This is a genomic window from Streptomyces sp. NPDC047981 (assembly GCF_040653315.1).
GTDB lineage: Bacteria > Actinomycetota > Actinomycetes > Streptomycetales > Streptomycetaceae > Streptomyces.
The window spans coordinates 52795-69012 of the sequence record NZ_JBEZNQ010000045.1; the positions used below are offsets into that span (position 1 = coordinate 52795).

Here is a 16218-nt window from a genome sequence, read left to right on the forward strand (position 1 = left end):
CCTCGGGGTGGGAACCGCTGTGGGTCGAGCGGTGTAAGTAAGGCAGGGAGGCGTTCACAGGACGTGACGAAGGGCGCGGTCGCGGACCATGAGGGCGGCTCGCTTGTCGGGGAGGTCGACTTCCGCGGAGAGGCGGAAGCCGGCGGTCAGGAAGGCCGAGACGGAGGGGGTGTTGCGCAGGTCGGGTTCGGCGATGACGCGGGTGCACCGGGGACGGTGATCGAGCGCGAGATCGGCGACGGCACGGAGCAGTGCGCTGCCGAGACCTCGCCCTCGGTCGGCGACGCAACCGAGGAGGAGGTGGACGCCGGTGTCGTGCGGGCGAGCGGGATAGTGCCGGGCGATCGGGTCGAGATCGGCCCGGTAGATCTCGAAGTAGCTCATGGGCGTGGAGTCGAGGACTCCGAGACAGGGCACGCTGCGTCCGTCGCCGTCGAGTTGGGCGCGTATGTGGGCGGCCGTGACGGTCTCGGGGCCGGCGAGCTCCCAGAAGGCGGCGACGGCCGGGTCGTTCATCCACCGGGCGATGAGGCTCAGGTCGCGTTCGAGGTGGACGGGTACGAGTTGGAACGAGCCGACGGGGGTGGTGACCGGGCCCCAGGAGGCGACCGCGTCGAGGAGGTCGCCGTCCGGGGGCGCGGGGTTCTCCCCGGCGGAGATGAGTGCGACGAGTTCGTCCGAGAGGTGCAGGTCCAGGGTGTCGTCGCCGCCCGGGTCGGCGGCGGGGCGCGCATCGGTGGGAGGCACGGTGGGGCTCTCCTCTCGGCGGTTCGGTCGGATGGCGGTCCCCCGACCACGTGGGCGGGGGTGAGCTGCGGCAGCCTCAGGAACGGAGGGGGTTGGTGATGGTGACGTAGACGGACTGGGTGTCGACGGGACCGACGAGTTCGTCGAGGCCGTGCAGCCGCGTCAGGAGGTTGGCCTTGCAGCGCAGGGTGGCGGCTTCCAGGAGCCGGTGCGGCAGCGGTGACCCGAGGCTGATGGAGGAGGTGAGGAACTGGCGGAACCCGGCGAGCAGGACGCGTTCGTCGGCGAGGCGCTGGGCGCCGAAGGCGCCGATGAGTCCGAGGACGTTGTTGATGCCGAGGTAGTAGGCGAAGCGCTCGTCGGTGACCTGGTCGGAGACGAACGTGTCGCTGGTGGCTCCGATGCCGGGGAGGCGGCCGTCCAGCTCCTCGCGGCGGGACTCTCGGAAGTAGTAGCCCTGGTTGTCACGGTAGCGGCCGCCGATGGGCCAGCCGTCCGGGTCGAGGAGCACCAGGGTGTTCTGCTGGTGGGCCTCCAGGGCGACTCCGGCCACTCCGTCCAGCCAGAGGACGGGACGGACGACCTGGTCGAGGTAGCGCAGGAACCACTCGGCGGCGACGGCGGTCGTCGGGCGGCCCGTGCGGGCGGCGAGGCGGGTGACGATGTCGGTGAGCCGGGAGCGCATCCGTGTGGTGCCGGGCCACGGGCGGGGGGCAGTGAGGGCGGCGATGCAGACGGCGTCGTCGCCGGTGGTGAAGGGGTTGTGCCGGATCATCACGTCGAGACCGGGGACGGGCGCTCCGTCCGGGGTGTCGACGGCGAGCCAGGCGGGGTCGCGGACGATGTCGAAGCCGGGGTGAGCGGCCTGCCACTGGTCGACCAGGCCCGTACGGAGAAGGCGGTGGACCTCGACTCCGCGGTGGAGTTCCTTGCGGAGGTTCTCACGGCGGGAGTTGGTGATGCGCACTCCGAGGGAGAGCTTGAGCATCGTGCGGGCGCCGGGCCGGTGGACGGTGCGGACGGAGGAGGTGGGGTGCCAGGCGGCGCCGGCGGGACCGAGGTCGTGGAGGAGGCCGGCGTCGAAGAGGGAGGCGACGGCGGGGCGGTGGGCCAGTTCGCGGGCCTGCCAGGGGTGCAGCGGCAAAGGGACGGTCCCCGAGGGCAGTTCGAGTCCTTCGGCGAGACCGAGGGCGAGCTGGGCGGCGCTGACCGGGCGGCCCTGTTCCGTCCAGGCCGAGTCCGCGGCGAGGACCGAGGGGGCGACGGCCATCCAGTGCAGCGGGAAGGAGCCGTACAGCTCGGGCGAGTAGAGCCGGGCTTCGGCTTCGGAGAGTCCCTCGCGGCTCTTGGGGGTCGGGTGGAGCGGGTGGCCGAGGAGCAGCGACTGCTCGGCGGTGAGGAACAGGTCGGCGTCCGGTCCGGGGGTGGGGCGGCTGCGGCGTTCGGCGATGAAGTCGGCGGTGCGGCGGGCCGAGTCGGCGACGCGGCCGACGAGTTCGGTGCCTTCGGGGCGGCCGGTCTCGCGGCTGATCAGGGCGGCGACGGTGACCGCGTCGACCTTCGGGGCGGTGGGGTGGAGGCCTTCGAGAGCCGGGGGGCCGAAGCGGTGCCATCCCGTGGGCGACCAGTAGAGGACGGGGACCAGGAGGGCGGTGCCGCTGGCTTCGAGAGGGATGCGCAGGGTCGCCGAGCCGGGCGTGGGCAGGTTCTTCTCGCGTACCCAGCAGCGGAGCAGGTTCTCGATGGTCGCCGCGTCGGCGGCGCGCTGCGGATCCGGGTCGTCGAGGTGGTCGGGCCGGGTGGCGGTGGCGCCGGTGGCGTTCGCGACCGTTCGCGCGGGCGTGGGCTGGGTGTCGTACGGGCCGGAGTGCTGGCGCGGGACGGTGGCCTGCTCGACGGTGAGCGGGCCGTGCGCGGCGCTGCCGGTGTCGGACGCTTCGGAGGCGGGGCTGGCGTTCACGGGGGCTTCCTTGGGAGGGGGACCGGGGGGCGGGCCGGGGGCGGGCCGGGATGAGGGGGACGGTCAGGCCGGTCCGGCCGGTCCGGGGGTCTTCAGGAGCCGCGCGTCCTGAGCGGGCGGGCGGTGGGTGCGTTCGGCGGCGGCGAGGGCGTCGGCGAAGCGGTCGAGGACGGCTTCGGCCTGCTCGTCGGTGAGGGTCAGCGGGGGCAGGAGCCTCACGACGCCCGAGTGGCGGCCGCCGAGTTCGACGATGAGCCCTCGATCCAGACACTCCTGCTGGACGGCGGCGGCGAGTGCCGGGTCGACCGGCGGGACGGCGGAGTCGGCACTCTCGGCGGCCGGATCGACCAGTTCGACGCCGATCATGAGGCCCCGGCCGCGCACGTCGCCGATGCAGGGGTGGACGGCGGCCAGACCTTGGAGCCGGGCGAGCATGCGGGCGCCCAGCGTCGCGGCGCGGTCGGCGAGCCGGTTCTCCCGTACGTAGGCGAGGGTGGCGGCCCCGGCTGCCATGGCGAGCTGGTTGCCCCGGAAGGTGCCCGCGTGGGCGCCGGGCTCCCAGGCGTCGAGCTCGGCGCGGTAGACGACGACCGCCAGCGGGAGGGAGCCGCCGATGGCCTTCGAGAGGACCATGACGTCGGGGACGACGCCGCTGTGCTCGACGGCCCAGAAGGCACCGGTGCGGCCGACGCCCGTCTGGACCTCGTCGGCGATGAGCGGGATGGACCGCGCCGCGGTGAGCTCCCGCATGCGCCGCATCCAGTCGTCGGGCGCGGGGATGACCCCGCCCTCCCCCTGTACCGGTTCGAGGATCATCGCCGCGGGCGTCATCACCCCGCTCTTCGGGTCGTCGAGGAGGTTCTCCGTCCAGCGCGCGGCCAGTTCGGCCCCGCGCGGCCCGCCGACGCCGAAGGGGCAGCGGTAGTTCTGCGGGTAGGGCAGCCGCGTGACCCGTACGTCCGTCGCGCCACCGGAGGCGTTCAGCGCGCCGGCCGTCATGCCGTGGTAGGCGCCGGTGAAGCTGAGCAGCCCGCTGCGGCCGGTGGCCGTGCGGACGAGTTTCAGGGCGGCCTCGACCGCGTCCGTCCCGGCCGGTCCGCAGAACTGGATGCGCGCGTTCTCGGCGAGCCCGGCGGGCAGCGTGGCGAACAGCTCAGTGGTGAAGGCGTCCTTGACCGGCGTCGCGAGGTCGAGGACGTGGAGGGGTGCGCCGGAGTCGAGCACCTTCCTGATGGCTTCGAGGACCACCGGGTGGTTGTGCCCGAGCGCCAGGGTCCCCGCGCCGGAGAGGCAGTCCAGATAGCGCCGCCCGTCCGCGCCCTCGATGGTCAGGCCCCGGGCCCGGACGGGCACGATCGGCAGCGAGCGCGCGTAGGTGCGCGCGGCGGACTCGCGCAACGACTGGCGGCGCAGGATGCCTTCGTGAGCGGCTCCTTCGCCTGCTCTCCGCTCCCCCTGGTACGCGTGCGCGGCCGACGGTACGGCCGGAGCTGGTTCGGTCACGGCCACGGCTCGGTGTCCTCCCGCGGTAACAGTTGCGTTGCACATCGGTACGTTGCTGCACACCGCGAACGGTGGTCTTGAACGCTGCCTCGGTGTCCCCCGTACGTACCAACGACGAGACGCGCCAAGGATCACGGGAGAATCTCAAGATCCTTGGCGTGGTGGGGATCACGACCCGGCAACGGCTCCACGAGGGGCGGAACCGTGGACCTGGCGCGTACCGTCCCCTCCGGCACCGGCATAGTGGGGGCCGCACTTCGGCGCCTGTCGGGCGCCATCACAGTTCACTCATGCACAAGTTGACGTAGTCCCAGGGGGATCACGAGATGCGATCGATTCGTCCGCTGCTGGCCGCGGCGGCAGCCGTCGCGGCGCTGACGCTGACGGCGACGGCCTGCGGCCCGAGCGAGGAGAACGCGGGAGACAAGCCCGCCACGCCCGCCAGCCCGTCCACCGGCGACAAGATCACGATTCCGGACGATCTGAAGGACCGGCTCAAGGAGCACGGGATCGATCTGGACAAGTGGCGGAACGGCGAGTGGAAGAACTGGGACCGCGACAAGTGGCTGCGTGAGGCGAAGGACTACGTCAACCCGATCATCGAGGACCTCTGGGACCCGGACCGGATGAGGGACGCCCAGCGCCCGGACAAGCCGGTCGAGGAGGAGGACATCTCGGGCGACAAGGGCGTCACGGACCCGACCCCCGCGCCGGTCAGGGCGAAGGGCGTGCAGGCGCCGTACCACTCCAACGCCCCTGAGGCGGGCAAGGTGTTCTTCGACGGGCCCGAGGGTTCGATGGTCTGCTCGGCCACCGTCGTCCAGGACCCGGCCAACCCCGGCAAGTCCAACATGGTCTGGACGGCGGGTCACTGCGTGCACGCGGGCAAGAAGGGCGGCTGGTACCGCAACATCGCCTTCGTTCCGTCGTACAACGACAAGGCCCTGCCGACCGCGCAGTTGCAGAACGCGACGCGCGAGCAGGTCGCTCCCTACGGCGTCTGGTGGGGCGACTGGGCGCAGACCTCGGAGCAGTGGATCTCGGAGGGCGCGTCGACCGGCGGTCAGGGCGCTCCGTACGACTTCGCGGTGATCCACGTGACGCCGGAGAAGGGCTCCACCGGCAAGTCGCTGGAGGAGACGGTCGGTTCGGCGCTTCCGGTGGACTTCAACGCTCCGGCGGTCTCGAAGATCGCGGACATGAAGGCGACCGGCTACCCGGCGGGCGCGCCGTTCGACGGCCAGAAGATGTACCAGTGCGCGGACAGGCCGGGCCGCCTGTCCATCAAGGCGGAGCAGCCCACGATGTACCGCATCGGCTGCACGATGACCGGTGGTTCGTCCGGTGGCGGCTGGGTGGCCACGGGCCAGGACGGCAAGCCGGCGCTGGTGTCCAACACCTCGATCGGCCCGGTCACGGCCGGCTGGCTGGCCGGCCCGCGCCTGGGCGCCGAGGCCAAGGGCATCTACGACGCGGTGAGCAAGAAGTTCGCCGGCCGCTAGGACGCGGCGTTACGGGGCGGGATCCCGCAGGGGTCCCGCCCCGTCCCACGACATCATCGGGTTCCGCGCGCGGACCCTCCGCGCGCCCGACCCGGCACTTCCATCAGGGGGATCCCTACACATGCGTTCCATACGACTGCTTCCAGCCACCCTGGGCCTGGTCTCGGCGCTCGCGCTGACCGCCACGGCCTGCGGCCCGACCGAGACGCCGGCGGCCGACAAGCCCGCCGGGGGGCCGAGCGCCTCCGCCTCCGCCACGGGAGGCGGCGAGGACCCCGCGATCCCCTCGGACATCGCCGACAAGCTGAAGAAGCACGGCGTCGACGTCGAGAAGTGGAAGAGCGGCGAGTGGAAGAACTGGAACAAGGACACCTGGCTCCGTGAGGCCGAGGACTTCGTCAACCCCGTGATCGACGGGCTCTGGGACTCCGAGCGGATGCAGTCCGCGAAGAGCCCTGACCAGTCGATGACGACGACGGCGGGTTCCGGGGGCACCGACCCGCTGCCGCGGCCCGTCCAGGCCCAGCGCGAGAAGACCCCGTACCACCGCAACGCGGCGCCCGTGGGCAAGATCTTCTTCGACGGGCCGGAGGGCAGCATGGTCTGCTCCGGCACGATCGTGAAGGACCCGCGCCGGCCCGGGAAGTCCAACATGGTGTGGACCGCGGGCCACTGCGTCCACGCCGGTCAGCGAGGCGGCTGGTACCGCAACATCACCTTCGTCCCGGCCTACAACGACCTCGGCAAGTCGCCGGCCGCGCTGCGCAACGCGCAGCCGCACGAGGTCGCGCCGTACGGTCAGTACTGGGCGGACTGGGCCGTGACCTCGGGCGAGTGGATCAACCGCGGCGGTACGAACGCGGCCTGGCCGTACGACTACGCGGTGCTGCACGTGAAGCCGCAGCAGGGGAAGAAGTCCCTGGAGGAGACCGTCGGCGTCGCGCTGCCGATCGACTTCTCGGCTCCCGCGCACGCCCAGGCCGGCTACATGGGCGCCTGGGGCTACCCGGCGGCGGCGCCGTACAACGGCCTGATCATGCACAAGTGCGTGGACCGGCCGACCCGGCTGACGACCGCGCCCGCGACGCCCACGATGTACCGCATCGGCTGCACCATGACCGGTGGTTCCTCGGGCGGCGGCTGGATCCGGACCATGCCGAACGGCAAGCCGGCCCTGGTGTCGAACACCTCGATCGGCCCGGCCGGCGGCAACGGCTGGCTGGCGGGACCGCAGCTGGGCAAGGGTGCCAAGGACGCGCACGAGATGGTGAGCAAGAAGTTCGCCCGCTGATCGGCGTACGGTCGCGGCCCCGGCTGTGACCGGCCGCGGATGACATGCGGAAGGCCCCGCTCCTCGATGAGGGGCGGGGCCTTCCCGTTGGTCTGCCGCGACGGTCGGGTCGTGGCGGACCCGGTGTCAGTGCGCTGCCGGGACGAACGGCGCGAGGGACGCGGCGAGCTCTTCGTGCACCCGCGCCTTCAGCAGCGTGCCTTCCGGGGTGTGCTCCGCGGAGAGCAGCTCACCCTCGGCGTGCACCCGGGAGACGAGGCCGCCTTCCGTGTACGGCACGAGTGCCTCGATCTCGACCTGCGGGCGCGGCAGCTCGGCGTCGATCAGCGCCAGGAGCTCCTCGATGCCCTCGCCGGTGCGGGCGGAGACCGCGATCGCGTGCCGCTCGGCGCGCATCAGCCGCTGGAGGATGAGCGGGTCGGCCGCGTCCGCCTTGTTGATGACGACGATCTCCGGCACGTTCACCGCGCCGACGTCGCGGAACACCTCGCGCACGGCGGCGAGCTGCTCCTCCGGAGCCGGGTGCGCGCCGTCCACCACGTGCAGGATGAGGTCGGAGTCGCCGACCTCCTCCATGGTGGAGCGGAACGCCTCGACGAGGTGGTGCGGCAGGTGCCGTACGAACCCGACGGTGTCGGCCAGGGTGTAGACCCGGCCGCTGGGCGTCTCGGCCCGGCGGACGGTCGGGTCGAGGGTGGCGAACAGGGCGTTCTCCACCAGCACACCCGCGCCGGTCAGCCGGTTGAGCAGCGAGGACTTGCCCGCGTTGGTGTAACCGGCGATGGCGACCGACGGGATCTTGTGACGCCGCCGCTCCTGCCGCTTGACGTCGCGGCCGGTCTTCATCTCCGCGATCTCCCGGCGCATCTTCGCCATCTTCTCGCGGATCCGACGCCGGTCGGTCTCGATCTTGGTCTCACCGGGGCCACGGGTGGCCATGCCGCCACCGCCGCCGCCACCCATCTGACGGGAGAGCGACTGACCCCAGCCTCGCAGCCGCGGCAGCATGTACTGCATCTGCGCGAGCGCGACCTGCGCCTTGCCCTCTCGGGACTTGGCGTGCTGGGCGAAGATGTCGAGGATCAGGGCGGTCCGGTCGACCACCTTCACCTTGACGACGTCTTCGAGGGCGATGAGCTGACCGGGGCTGAGTTCGCCGTCGCAGACGACGGTGTCGGCGCCGGTCTCGAGCACGATGTCCCGCAGCTCGCGTGCCTTGCCCGAGCCGATGAAGGTGGCCGGGTCCGGCTTGTCACGGCGCTGGATCACGCCGTCGAGCACGAGGGCGCCCGCCGTCTCGGCGAGGGCCGCGAGCTCCGCGAGGGAGTTCTCCGCGTCCTGAACGGTCCCCGAGGTCCACACACCGACCAGCACGACGCGCTCGAGGCGCAGCTGCCGGTACTCGACCTCGGTGACGTCCTCGAGTTCGGTGGAGAGGCCCGCCACGCGCCGCAGGGCGGCGCGCTCGGAGCGGTCGAACTGGTCGCCGTCCCGCTCTCCGTCGATCTCGTGGCTCCAGGCGACGTCCTCTTCCATCAGGGCATCGGCCCGAAGGCTCTCGGTGCGGCGCGCGTCCGCGAAGCTCTGCTCGTCCTGGGAAGGGGATGAAGAGGAGGTCATTGGATCCTTACGTCGATGGAAAGTGGTTGCGTCGATCACAACGTGTGACGGCGGTGAAAGATTCCCGGGCCGACCGCGTCGTCGACCCGTTGATGGTGACATGCTCGGCGCGCGCTCGTCATCCCGGTTTCACCGGGCCTTCGCGGGGCCGCGTAGGCCGTCCGCCGGCCGGGAGCGCCAGTCGGGGTGTCCGGGCATCGGCGGGGTCTTGTCGGCGTACAGCCAGCCGGTGAAGAAGGACGTGAGGTCACGCCCCGCTACCTCGGCGGCCAGGGCGGTGAAGTCGGCGGTGGTGGCCGAGGCGTCCCGGTGTTCGCTCACCCAGCGGCGCTCCAGCTTCTGGAACGCCTCCGTGCCGATCTCCTCGCGGAGCGCGTAGAGGACCAGGGCGCTGCCGTCGTAGACGACGGGACGGAAGAGGCTGATCTTCTGGCCGGGTGTGGGCGGCTCGGGGGCGGCGGGTGGTCCGCCGCTCGCGCGCCAGGTGTCGGAGGCGCCGTAGGCAGCCTTCATGCGCCGCTCCAGGGACTGTCCCGCGGTCTCCTCCGCGTACAGGGCCTCGTACCAGCTCGCGTGTCCCTCGTTGAGCCACAGGTCGGACCAGGTGCGGGGCGAGACGCTGTTGCCGAACCAGTGGTGGGCGAGCTCGTGGACCATGACCGAGTCGACGTACCACTCGGGGAAGCCGGGATCGGTGAACAGTCTTCTCTCGAAGAGAGAAAGGGTCTGCGTCTCCAGTTCGAAGCCGGTCTCCGCGTCGGCGATCAGTAGGCCGTAGGTCTCGAAGGGGTACGGGCCGACCTGGCGCTCCATCCACTCGACGTGTCCGGGGGTGCGCCCCAGCCAGGGCTCCAGGAGGTCGCGGTCGGCGGTGCGGACCACGTCCCGCAGCGGGAGGCCGTGCGGCCCGGTGCGGTGGACGACGGTGGTGCGGCCGATGGAGACCTGGGCGAGCTCGGTGGCCATCGGGTGGGCCGTGCGGTAGGTCCAGGTGGTGGTGGTCCCGTCGGTGGTCCGGCCGGCCGGGAGGCCGTTGGCGACGGCCGTCAGGGCGCTGGGCGCGGTGATACGGAACGTGAAGTACGCCTTGTCGGCGGGGTGGTCGTTCGAGGGGAAGACGCGGTGGGCGGCGTCGGCCTGATTGGCCATGGCGAGTCCGTCACCGGTGCGGACCCAGCCGCCTGCGTCGGCGGGGCCGCTGGGGTCGCTGGTGTGGCTGACGACGATGGTCAGGGCGTCGCCGCTCTCGGTCGCCCGGTCGGGCGTGATCACCAGGTCTTCGCCACTGGTCTCGAAGGCCGCCGGTGCTCCGTCGACGGTGACGGAAGAGACCGTTCCATGGGTGAAGTCGAGGTTGATCCGCTCCAGGTCGGCGGTGGCCAGGGCTTCGACGCGGGTCACGCCGGCGAGCGGCCGGCTGTTGCTGCCCGGGTAGGTGAGGCCGATGTCGTACGAGAGGACGTCGTAACCGGGGTTGCCGAGGTGAGGGAAGAGGGGGTCCCCGATGCCGAGCGGCGCGGGCGCGGGGAGGGCGGCGGCGACGAGTCCGGCCGATGCGGCGACCAGGACGGCGGAGCGCAGCCACCGCGCGCGTGGAGACGGATTCCGGGGTGGTGTGAGCGGCATGGGCTACGGCTACCAGTGCCGTGGCCGCAGCCCCGGGCGGCGCGCGCGCCGGCCACCCGAAGGGGTCACGCCGGTGCTGACAAGGGCAGGCCCTCGCGGGCGCGGCCCTCGGGGGCGCGGCCCGGCGCCGGTGCTCAGACCCCGGGCGTGGCGGGGTGCTGGGCGCGGCTCACGTCGTACACGCCGGCGACGTCGCGCATGGCGCGCATGAGGGACGGCAGACCTGCCGCGTCCGGGAGTTGGAGGGTGTACGTGTGCCGGACCCGCTGTTCGTTCGGGGGCTCGACGGTCGCGGAGACGACGGCGACGTCCGCGGCGGCGATGGCCTCGGTGAGGTCGGCGAGGAGCCGTGGCCTGCCGAAGGCCTCGGCGACGAGGGTGACGCGGCACTCCGCCGTGTCGCCCCAGTGGACGGTGACGGGCGCCCGCCCGAGGCCGCGCATGGTGTCGACGGACGCGCAGCCGGTGCGGTGGACGGTGACGGAACCGCCGCGTACCTGGAAGCCGGTGATCTCGTCGGGGGGTACGGGGGTGCAACACCCTGCCGGACGTACGGCGGTGGCCTGGGCGCCGGGAAGGTCGGCGCGCAGCCTGGCTCCCGAGCGGCGGTCGGCCGTGACGGAGACAGGGGGTCTGGGGTCGGCCTCGGGCGCCCCGGCGGCCTCGGGGTGCGCCTGGAGCCAGGCGGTGATGGCGATCCGGGCGGCGGGGGTGCGGGCGTGTTCGAGCCAGCCCGGTGAGGGCCCGGAGGTGGAGTCCTGGGCGAGCAGGAGCTGGACGGTGTCGCCGTCGTTCAGCACCGTACTGAGCGTCGCCAGACGGCCGTTGACGCGGGCGCCCAGACAACTGTGGGCGGCGGCTCCGTGCTGGGCGTAGGCGGCGTCCACGCAGCTCGCTCCGGCAGGCAGGCCGAGCATGCCGCCGTCGGCGCGGAAGACGGTGATCTCCTGGTCCTCGGCGAGGTCGGCGCGCAGCGAGGTCCAGAAAGTGTCCGGGTCGGGGGTGGCCTGCTGCCAGTCGAGGAGCCGGGAGAGCCAGCCGGGCCGGGTGGGGTCGGCGCGCTCTCCGTCGTCCGCAGGCTCGGCGCCGTCGCCACCCGCCGGGGGTGTGTACGGGTTGCCGAGCGCCACGACGCCGGCCTCGGCGACCTTGTGCATCTGGTGGGTGCGGATGAGGACTTCGGCGACGGCGCCGTCGGGGGCGGCGACGGCGGTGTGCAGCGACTGGTACAGGTTGAACTTGGGCGCCGCGATGAAGTCCTTGAACTCGGAGATCACCGGGGTGAAGCAGGTGTGGAGCTCGCCGAGGACGGCGTAACAGTCGGCGTCCTCCGCGACCAGGACGAGAAGCCGCCCGAAGTCGCTGCCGCGCAGGTCGCCGCGCTTGAGGCGGACACGGTGGACGGAGACGAAGTGCCGGGGCCTGACAAGGACTTCGGCGGCGATGTCCGCGTCGCGCAGGACGGTGGAGACACTCTCGGCGATGGCGGCGAGGGCGTCGCCCGCGCCGGTGTTGTCGGCGATGAGGGCGCGGGTCCGCTCGTACTCCTCGGGGTGGAGGATCGCGAAGACGAGGTCCTCCAGTTCGGTCTTGAGCGCCTGGACCCCGAGCCGTTCGGCGAGCGGGATGAGGACGTCCCGGGTGACCTTGGCGATCCTGACCTGTTTCTCCGGCCGCATGACACCGAGCGTGCGCATGTTGTGGAGCCGGTCGGCGAGTTTGATCGACATGACCCGGACGTCGTTGCCGGTGGCGACGAGCATCTTGCGGAAGGTCTCGGGTTCGGCGGCGGCGCCGTAGTCGATCTTCTCCACCTTGGTGACGCCGTCGACGAGATAGGCGACCTCGTCGCCGAACTGCTCCCGTACCTGATCGAGCGTCACCTCGGTGTCCTCGACGGTGTCGTGGAGCAGGGCGGCGGTCAACGTCGTCGTCTCGGCGCCGAGTTCGGCGAGGATGAGCGTGACGGCGAGGGGATGCGTGATGTACGGCTCACCGCTCTTGCGGAACTGGCCCCGGTGCGAGGACTCGGCCAGCACGTACGCCCGCCGCAGCACGGCCAGGTCGGCGTCGGGGTGATGGGCCCGGTGCGCCTCCGCGACATGTCCGATGGCGTCGGGTAGCCGGTCCCCCCGGGCGGCGGGACCGAGCAGTGCGGCGCGGCCCAGCCTGCGGAGATCGATTCTCGGACGGGCGCGCCTGCGGCTGGGAGCGTCGGGGCCCGTGGCCTCCGCTGCGCTCACAGGGTTGGTGGCCTCTGCACTCATGGGGCACCTCCGGCGACGTCGACCGGCGGTGGACGGGCAAGGCGTGCCCGCGGGGCCGGTGCTTGATGCTACCGACCCCACCACGTGGCGCAGTCCCGCTCTCGCCCAGCGTGAAACGGATCACCCATTCGAGCGAACGGCCAGTCGTTGACAGTTTCGAACGAGCCCCTCGCTGCTCTGGGTCCCGGGCCCGGGACTCAGTTCTCGGCGAGCCAGGAGGGATCGATGGTGCCCTCGCCGACGATCACGGCGGGGCCGGTCATCTCGACCTCGCCGTCGGGGTGCTCAGTGATGGTCAGCGTCCCGCCGAGCACGTCCACGGTGTACGCGACGGGCTCTCGGGTCACGGCCGGGTCGATGCCGTCCCTGCGCGCCGTGGCGACGGCGACGGCGCACGCTCCCGTGCCGCACGAGCGGGTCTCGGACGCGCCGCGCTCGTGCACCCGCATGGCCACGTGGCGGGTGCCACGGTCGGCGACGAACTCGATGTTCACGCCGTCGGGGAAGACCTCGGCGGGGGCGTACGGAGGCTCGGTGAACAGATTGCCCGCGTGGTCGAGGGACTCGACGAAGGCGACGGCGTGCGGGTTGCCCATGTTCACGTTGCGGGCGGGCCAGCTACGGCCGTCGACCGTGACGGTCACACCGTCCTCGGGGAGCCGGGCGCGGCCCATGGAGACGGTGACGGAGCCGTCCTTGTCCAGATGGACGTGCTTGACCCCGCCCCGGGTGGCGACGGCGACCTCGCCGGCCGTGATGTGGCCGGCGTGCTCCAGGTAGCGGGCGAAGACGCGGACGCCGTTGCCGCACATCTCGGCGACCGAGCCGTCGGCGTTGCGGTAGTCCATGAACCACTCGGCCTCGTCGGCCATGGCGCGGGCCTCGGGGTGGGCCGCGCTGCGGACCACGTGCAGCACACCGTCGCCGCCGATGCCGGCACGGCGGTCGCACAGCCGGGCGACGAGGGCGGGCGGCAGGTCGATGGCGTTGTCGGCGTCGGGGACGATCACGAAGTCGTTCTCGGTCCCGTGGCCCTTGAGGAAAGCGATCGGCGAGGTCTGCGTGGTGGTCACGGGATCAACTGTACGGGCCGGGTCCGACAGCCGCTCGAAGGTCCACCCCTCGGGCGGCGGGGACGCCCCGCCCGGGTGGTCAGCGGAGGCGGGCCACGCGCCAGACGGCCAGGGCCACCAGGAGCACGCTGAAGAACACGTACAGGGCGATCACTCGCCAGTTCGGCCGCTCTCCGGAGCCGCGGGCCGGGAGGCCGGGCCAGGCGGAGCCGACCTTGCGGGCGGCCATCATGCCCCAGCCCGCGGCGCAGCAGCTGATCAGGAGGCCGAGCATGGCGACGACGGCGCCGCCGTCCCCGGAGCCGAAGGCGAGGGGGAAGGCGAACATCAGGGACCCGACCGCGGCGAGGCCCACGATGGGCGCGAGCTGCCAGATCCGCAGCCTGCGCTGCGGCCGCAGCTCGACCTCGACCTCGTCGGCGTCGACCTCGACGGACGAGCCTTCGGCGTCGTCGGGTCCGTCCGGGCTCAAACCGGGCGCGTCACCCGGAGCTTCGCCCGGGACCGCGTCCTGCTGCTCTGTGTCGCGAGGGCCGGCCTCCATCGCCACGCGCCCTCCCACTCGGACTCCACATTGGTCGATCGATGCTCGATGATGGCACGCCAGAGACCCCCGGAATGACGGGCATGGCGTCCCGATGCCATCACGTGATCAGGCTGTAACCGCTCGTTCGACCAACGTCAGCGCCTGCCCCGGGAGTTCCGCGCGGTCCTCCGCCGCACCGCTCAGCCAGTGGACGCGCGGGTCGCGCCGGAACCACGAGTCCTGACGGCGCGCGAAGCGCTTGGTGGCGCGTACGGTCTCGGCCCGCGCCTCGTCCTCGGTGCACTCCCCCGCGAGCGCCGTGAGCACCTGCTGGTAGCCGAGCGCGCGGGCGGCCGTGCGCCCCTCGCGCAGCCCGAGCGCCTCCAGGGCGCGCACCTCGTCGACGAGTCCGGCCTCCCACATCCGGTCCACGCGCGCGGTGATCCGTTCGTCGAGTTCGGGGCGGCCCACGTCGACGCCGATCTGCACGGTGTCGTAGATCGGGTCGGGGCCGGGCAGGTTGGCGGTGAAGGGCTTGCCAGTGATCTCGATGACCTCCAGGGCCCGGACGATGCGCCGGCCGTTGCTGGGGAGGATCACCCGGGCGGCGTCGGGGTCGGCCGCGGCGAGGCGGGCGTGCAGCACCCCGGAGCCGCGCTCCTCCAGCTCGGCCTCCAGGCGGGCGCGTACGGCCGGGTCCGTGCCCGGGAACTCGAGGGAGTCGATGGCACCCCGTACGTAGAGGCCTGAGCCGCCTACCAGGATCGGGCTGCGGCCCTCCGCCAGGAGCCGTTCGATCTCGGTGCGGGCGAGGCGCTGGTACTCGGCGACGCTGGCGGCCTCCGTGACGTCCCAGATGTCCAGGAGGTGGTGCGGCACGCCACCGCGCTCCTCGAGCGTCAGCTTGGCGGTACCGATGTCCATCCCTCGGTAGAGCTGCATCGAGTCCGCATTGACGACCTCGCCGCCCAGTTGCTGGGCAAGGAATACACCCAGATCGGACTTTCCGGCCGCAGTAGGACCGACGACGGCGATGACCCGCGGGGCGGGAGCTGCAGTTCTCACCGTCACAGTCTCGCAAACCTCCCGGCGGGTCCCCGAACGAGCGACGTGACGGTCCGACACCGGGTTCGTTGCCAGTTGCGAGGTTCCGACCGCCGGTTTTCCGTACCGGCCGCGCCGGGTGGCGCAACAGGGCGCTCCGGGCACCACGGGCCTTATCCCACACGAGTACGCTATGGAGTTGAAATGGGCGTTTTTGCAATGTTTCGGCGGAAGAGCAAGACAGCTGCCGAGCCGTCGACGGAGGAGGCCCAGGCTGTCGCCGTGACGGACGCGCCCGACGGGGCGGAGGCCGGAGCGACGAGCGGCGGGGCCGGCGAGGCGGAGGCCGGCGCCGAGACCGGCTCGCCGGTGGAGTCGGTCGACCGCGCCGAGGCGGGCGACGAGGCCCCCGCGGCGGAGGCCGTCGAGCCGGAGGTCGCCGAGGCGGCCGTGGAGATTCCGAAGCAGCAGTCGGCGGACGAGGCCGCGGACAACGAGGCCGGAGAGAGCGCCCGGAAGTAGCGGGCTCCCGGCGACAGGGCACGGCAGACGGACTCACCGGAGGGAAGGTGACCCGATGGGTCTCCTGGATTCACTGAAGGCCAAGCTCGCCCCGGCCAAGGACAAGGTCTCGGGCCTCGCCCAGCAGCATGAGGCCAAGATCGACCAGGGTCTGGACAAGGCCGCGAAGCTGGTCGACGAGAAGACCAAGGGCAAGTACAGCGCCACGATCGAATCGGGCACTGGCAAGGCCAAGGACGCTCTGGAGCGGATCGCCCACAAGGACGACGCCGACGGCGGCGCCAAGGGCTCCGGCGAGAGCCGAGCACCGGGGCAGGGCCAGAGTCCGGGGCAGGGGCCCGCGCAGACTCCGGGTCAGGGCCCGGATCCTGCGCAGGGTCCGCCGTCGGCCTCCTGACCTCCGGCGTCACCCCTTCGGTCCCTCCCGCACGGGGGGGGGGGGGGGGGGCGGCCGGCGCCCGGGCCGCCGCCCGGGCGAGGTACCCCAGCTGACGGGGGGGGGGGCCCGCGGGCCGGGACCCACGCAAGGACAACCCG

13 protein-coding genes are annotated in these 16218 nt (G+C 72.2%); 4 read left to right on the forward strand and 9 right to left on the reverse strand.

What is annotated here, in order from left to right:
- Positions 1-54 precede the first annotated feature (54 nt).
- The 3 genes from AB0E14_RS25010 to AB0E14_RS25020 form a co-directional block, all read right to left on the reverse strand.
- Positions 55-747 carry a GNAT family N-acetyltransferase gene (locus AB0E14_RS25010; RefSeq protein ID WP_362422158.1) on the reverse strand — a complete coding sequence of 231 codons (693 nt, stop codon included), beginning with the start codon at positions 745-747 and terminating at the stop codon, positions 55-57.
- 76 nt (positions 748-823) lie between these two features.
- Entirely contained in the window at positions 824-2707 is a 1884-nt protein-coding gene (locus AB0E14_RS25015) for an IucA/IucC family protein (RefSeq protein WP_362422161.1), read from the reverse strand.
- 63 nt (positions 2708-2770) lie between these two features.
- The gene (locus AB0E14_RS25020; RefSeq protein ID WP_362422204.1) at positions 2771-4123 is read right to left on the reverse strand and encodes a diaminobutyrate--2-oxoglutarate transaminase family protein; all 1353 of its coding nucleotides are present in this window, start codon (positions 4121-4123) and stop codon (positions 2771-2773) included.
- 413 nt (positions 4124-4536) lie between these two features.
- Between AB0E14_RS25020 and AB0E14_RS25025 the strand changes: the two genes are divergently transcribed.
- Both AB0E14_RS25025 and AB0E14_RS25030 read left to right on the forward strand, forming a co-directional pair.
- A complete protein-coding gene (locus AB0E14_RS25025; RefSeq protein WP_362422164.1) occupies positions 4537-5712 on the forward strand; it encodes a hypothetical protein in 1176 nt (391 codons plus the stop codon).
- Between the two features lie 121 nt (positions 5713-5833).
- Complete coding sequence (locus AB0E14_RS25030) at positions 5834-7003, forward strand: hypothetical protein (RefSeq protein WP_362422167.1); 1170 nt, start codon at positions 5834-5836, stop codon at positions 7001-7003.
- Between the two features lie 126 nt (positions 7004-7129).
- Here the strand turns inward: AB0E14_RS25030 and hflX are convergent, their stop codons facing one another.
- The 6 genes from hflX to miaA form a co-directional block, all read right to left on the reverse strand.
- Positions 7130-8623 (reverse strand): GTPase HflX, encoded by a 1494-nt coding sequence (gene hflX, locus AB0E14_RS25035; RefSeq protein WP_362422170.1) that lies wholly within the window; start codon positions 8621-8623, stop codon positions 7130-7132.
- A gap of 129 nt (positions 8624-8752) precedes the next feature.
- Complete coding sequence (locus tag AB0E14_RS25040; RefSeq protein WP_362422173.1) at positions 8753-10249, reverse strand: M1 family metallopeptidase; 1497 nt, start codon at positions 10247-10249, stop codon at positions 8753-8755.
- A 134-nt stretch (positions 10250-10383) separates the two neighbouring features.
- Entirely contained in the window at positions 10384-12516 is a 2133-nt protein-coding gene (locus tag AB0E14_RS25045; protein WP_362422176.1) for an HD domain-containing protein, read from the reverse strand.
- Between the two features lie 197 nt (positions 12517-12713).
- On the reverse strand, positions 12714-13589 hold the full coding sequence (gene dapF, locus AB0E14_RS25050) for a diaminopimelate epimerase (protein ID WP_362422179.1): 876 nt from the start codon (positions 13587-13589) through the stop codon (positions 12714-12716).
- A 79-nt stretch (positions 13590-13668) separates the two neighbouring features.
- The gene (locus tag AB0E14_RS25055) at positions 13669-14133 is read right to left on the reverse strand and encodes a hypothetical protein (protein WP_362422207.1); all 465 of its coding nucleotides are present in this window, start codon (positions 14131-14133) and stop codon (positions 13669-13671) included.
- A gap of 108 nt (positions 14134-14241) precedes the next feature.
- Positions 14242-15180: a tRNA (adenosine(37)-N6)-dimethylallyltransferase MiaA gene (miaA, locus tag AB0E14_RS25060; RefSeq protein ID WP_362422182.1), complete on the reverse strand. Its 939-nt coding sequence runs from the start codon at positions 15178-15180 to the stop codon at positions 14242-14244.
- A 261-nt stretch (positions 15181-15441) separates the two neighbouring features.
- On the opposite strand from miaA, the gene AB0E14_RS25065 reads away from it, so the two are divergent.
- Together AB0E14_RS25065 and AB0E14_RS25070 are read left to right on the forward strand one after the other, a co-directional pair.
- A complete protein-coding gene (locus tag AB0E14_RS25065; RefSeq protein ID WP_362422185.1) occupies positions 15442-15681 on the forward strand; it encodes a gliding motility protein in 240 nt (79 codons plus the stop codon).
- Between the two features lie 55 nt (positions 15682-15736).
- Complete coding sequence (locus AB0E14_RS25070; protein ID WP_362422188.1) at positions 15737-16078, forward strand: antitoxin; 342 nt, start codon at positions 15737-15739, stop codon at positions 16076-16078.
- Positions 16079-16218: the final 140 nt, after the last annotated feature.

Bases quoted from the DNA above. Each gene is read 5' to 3' on its own strand.
- AB0E14_RS25025 (WP_362422164.1), top strand. From the start codon at position 4,537: ATGCGATCGATTCGTCCGCTGCTGGCCGCGGCGGCAGCCGTCGCGGCG.
- AB0E14_RS25030 (WP_362422167.1), top strand. From the start codon at position 5,834: ATGCGTTCCATACGACTGCTTCCAGCCACCCTGGGCCTGGTCTCGGCG.
- hflX (WP_362422170.1), bottom strand. From the start codon at position 8,623: ATGACCTCCTCTTCATCCCCTTCCCAGGACGAGCAGAGCTTCGCGGAC.
- AB0E14_RS25040 (WP_362422173.1), bottom strand. From the start codon at position 10,249: ATGCCGCTCACACCACCCCGGAATCCGTCTCCACGCGCGCGGTGGCTG.
- AB0E14_RS25045 (WP_362422176.1), bottom strand. From the start codon at position 12,516: ATGAGTGCAGAGGCCACCAACCCTGTGAGCGCAGCGGAGGCCACGGGC.
- AB0E14_RS25055 (WP_362422207.1), bottom strand. From the start codon at position 14,133: ATGGAGGCCGGCCCTCGCGACACAGAGCAGCAGGACGCGGTCCCGGGC.
- AB0E14_RS25070 (WP_362422188.1), top strand. From the start codon at position 15,737: ATGGGTCTCCTGGATTCACTGAAGGCCAAGCTCGCCCCGGCCAAGGAC.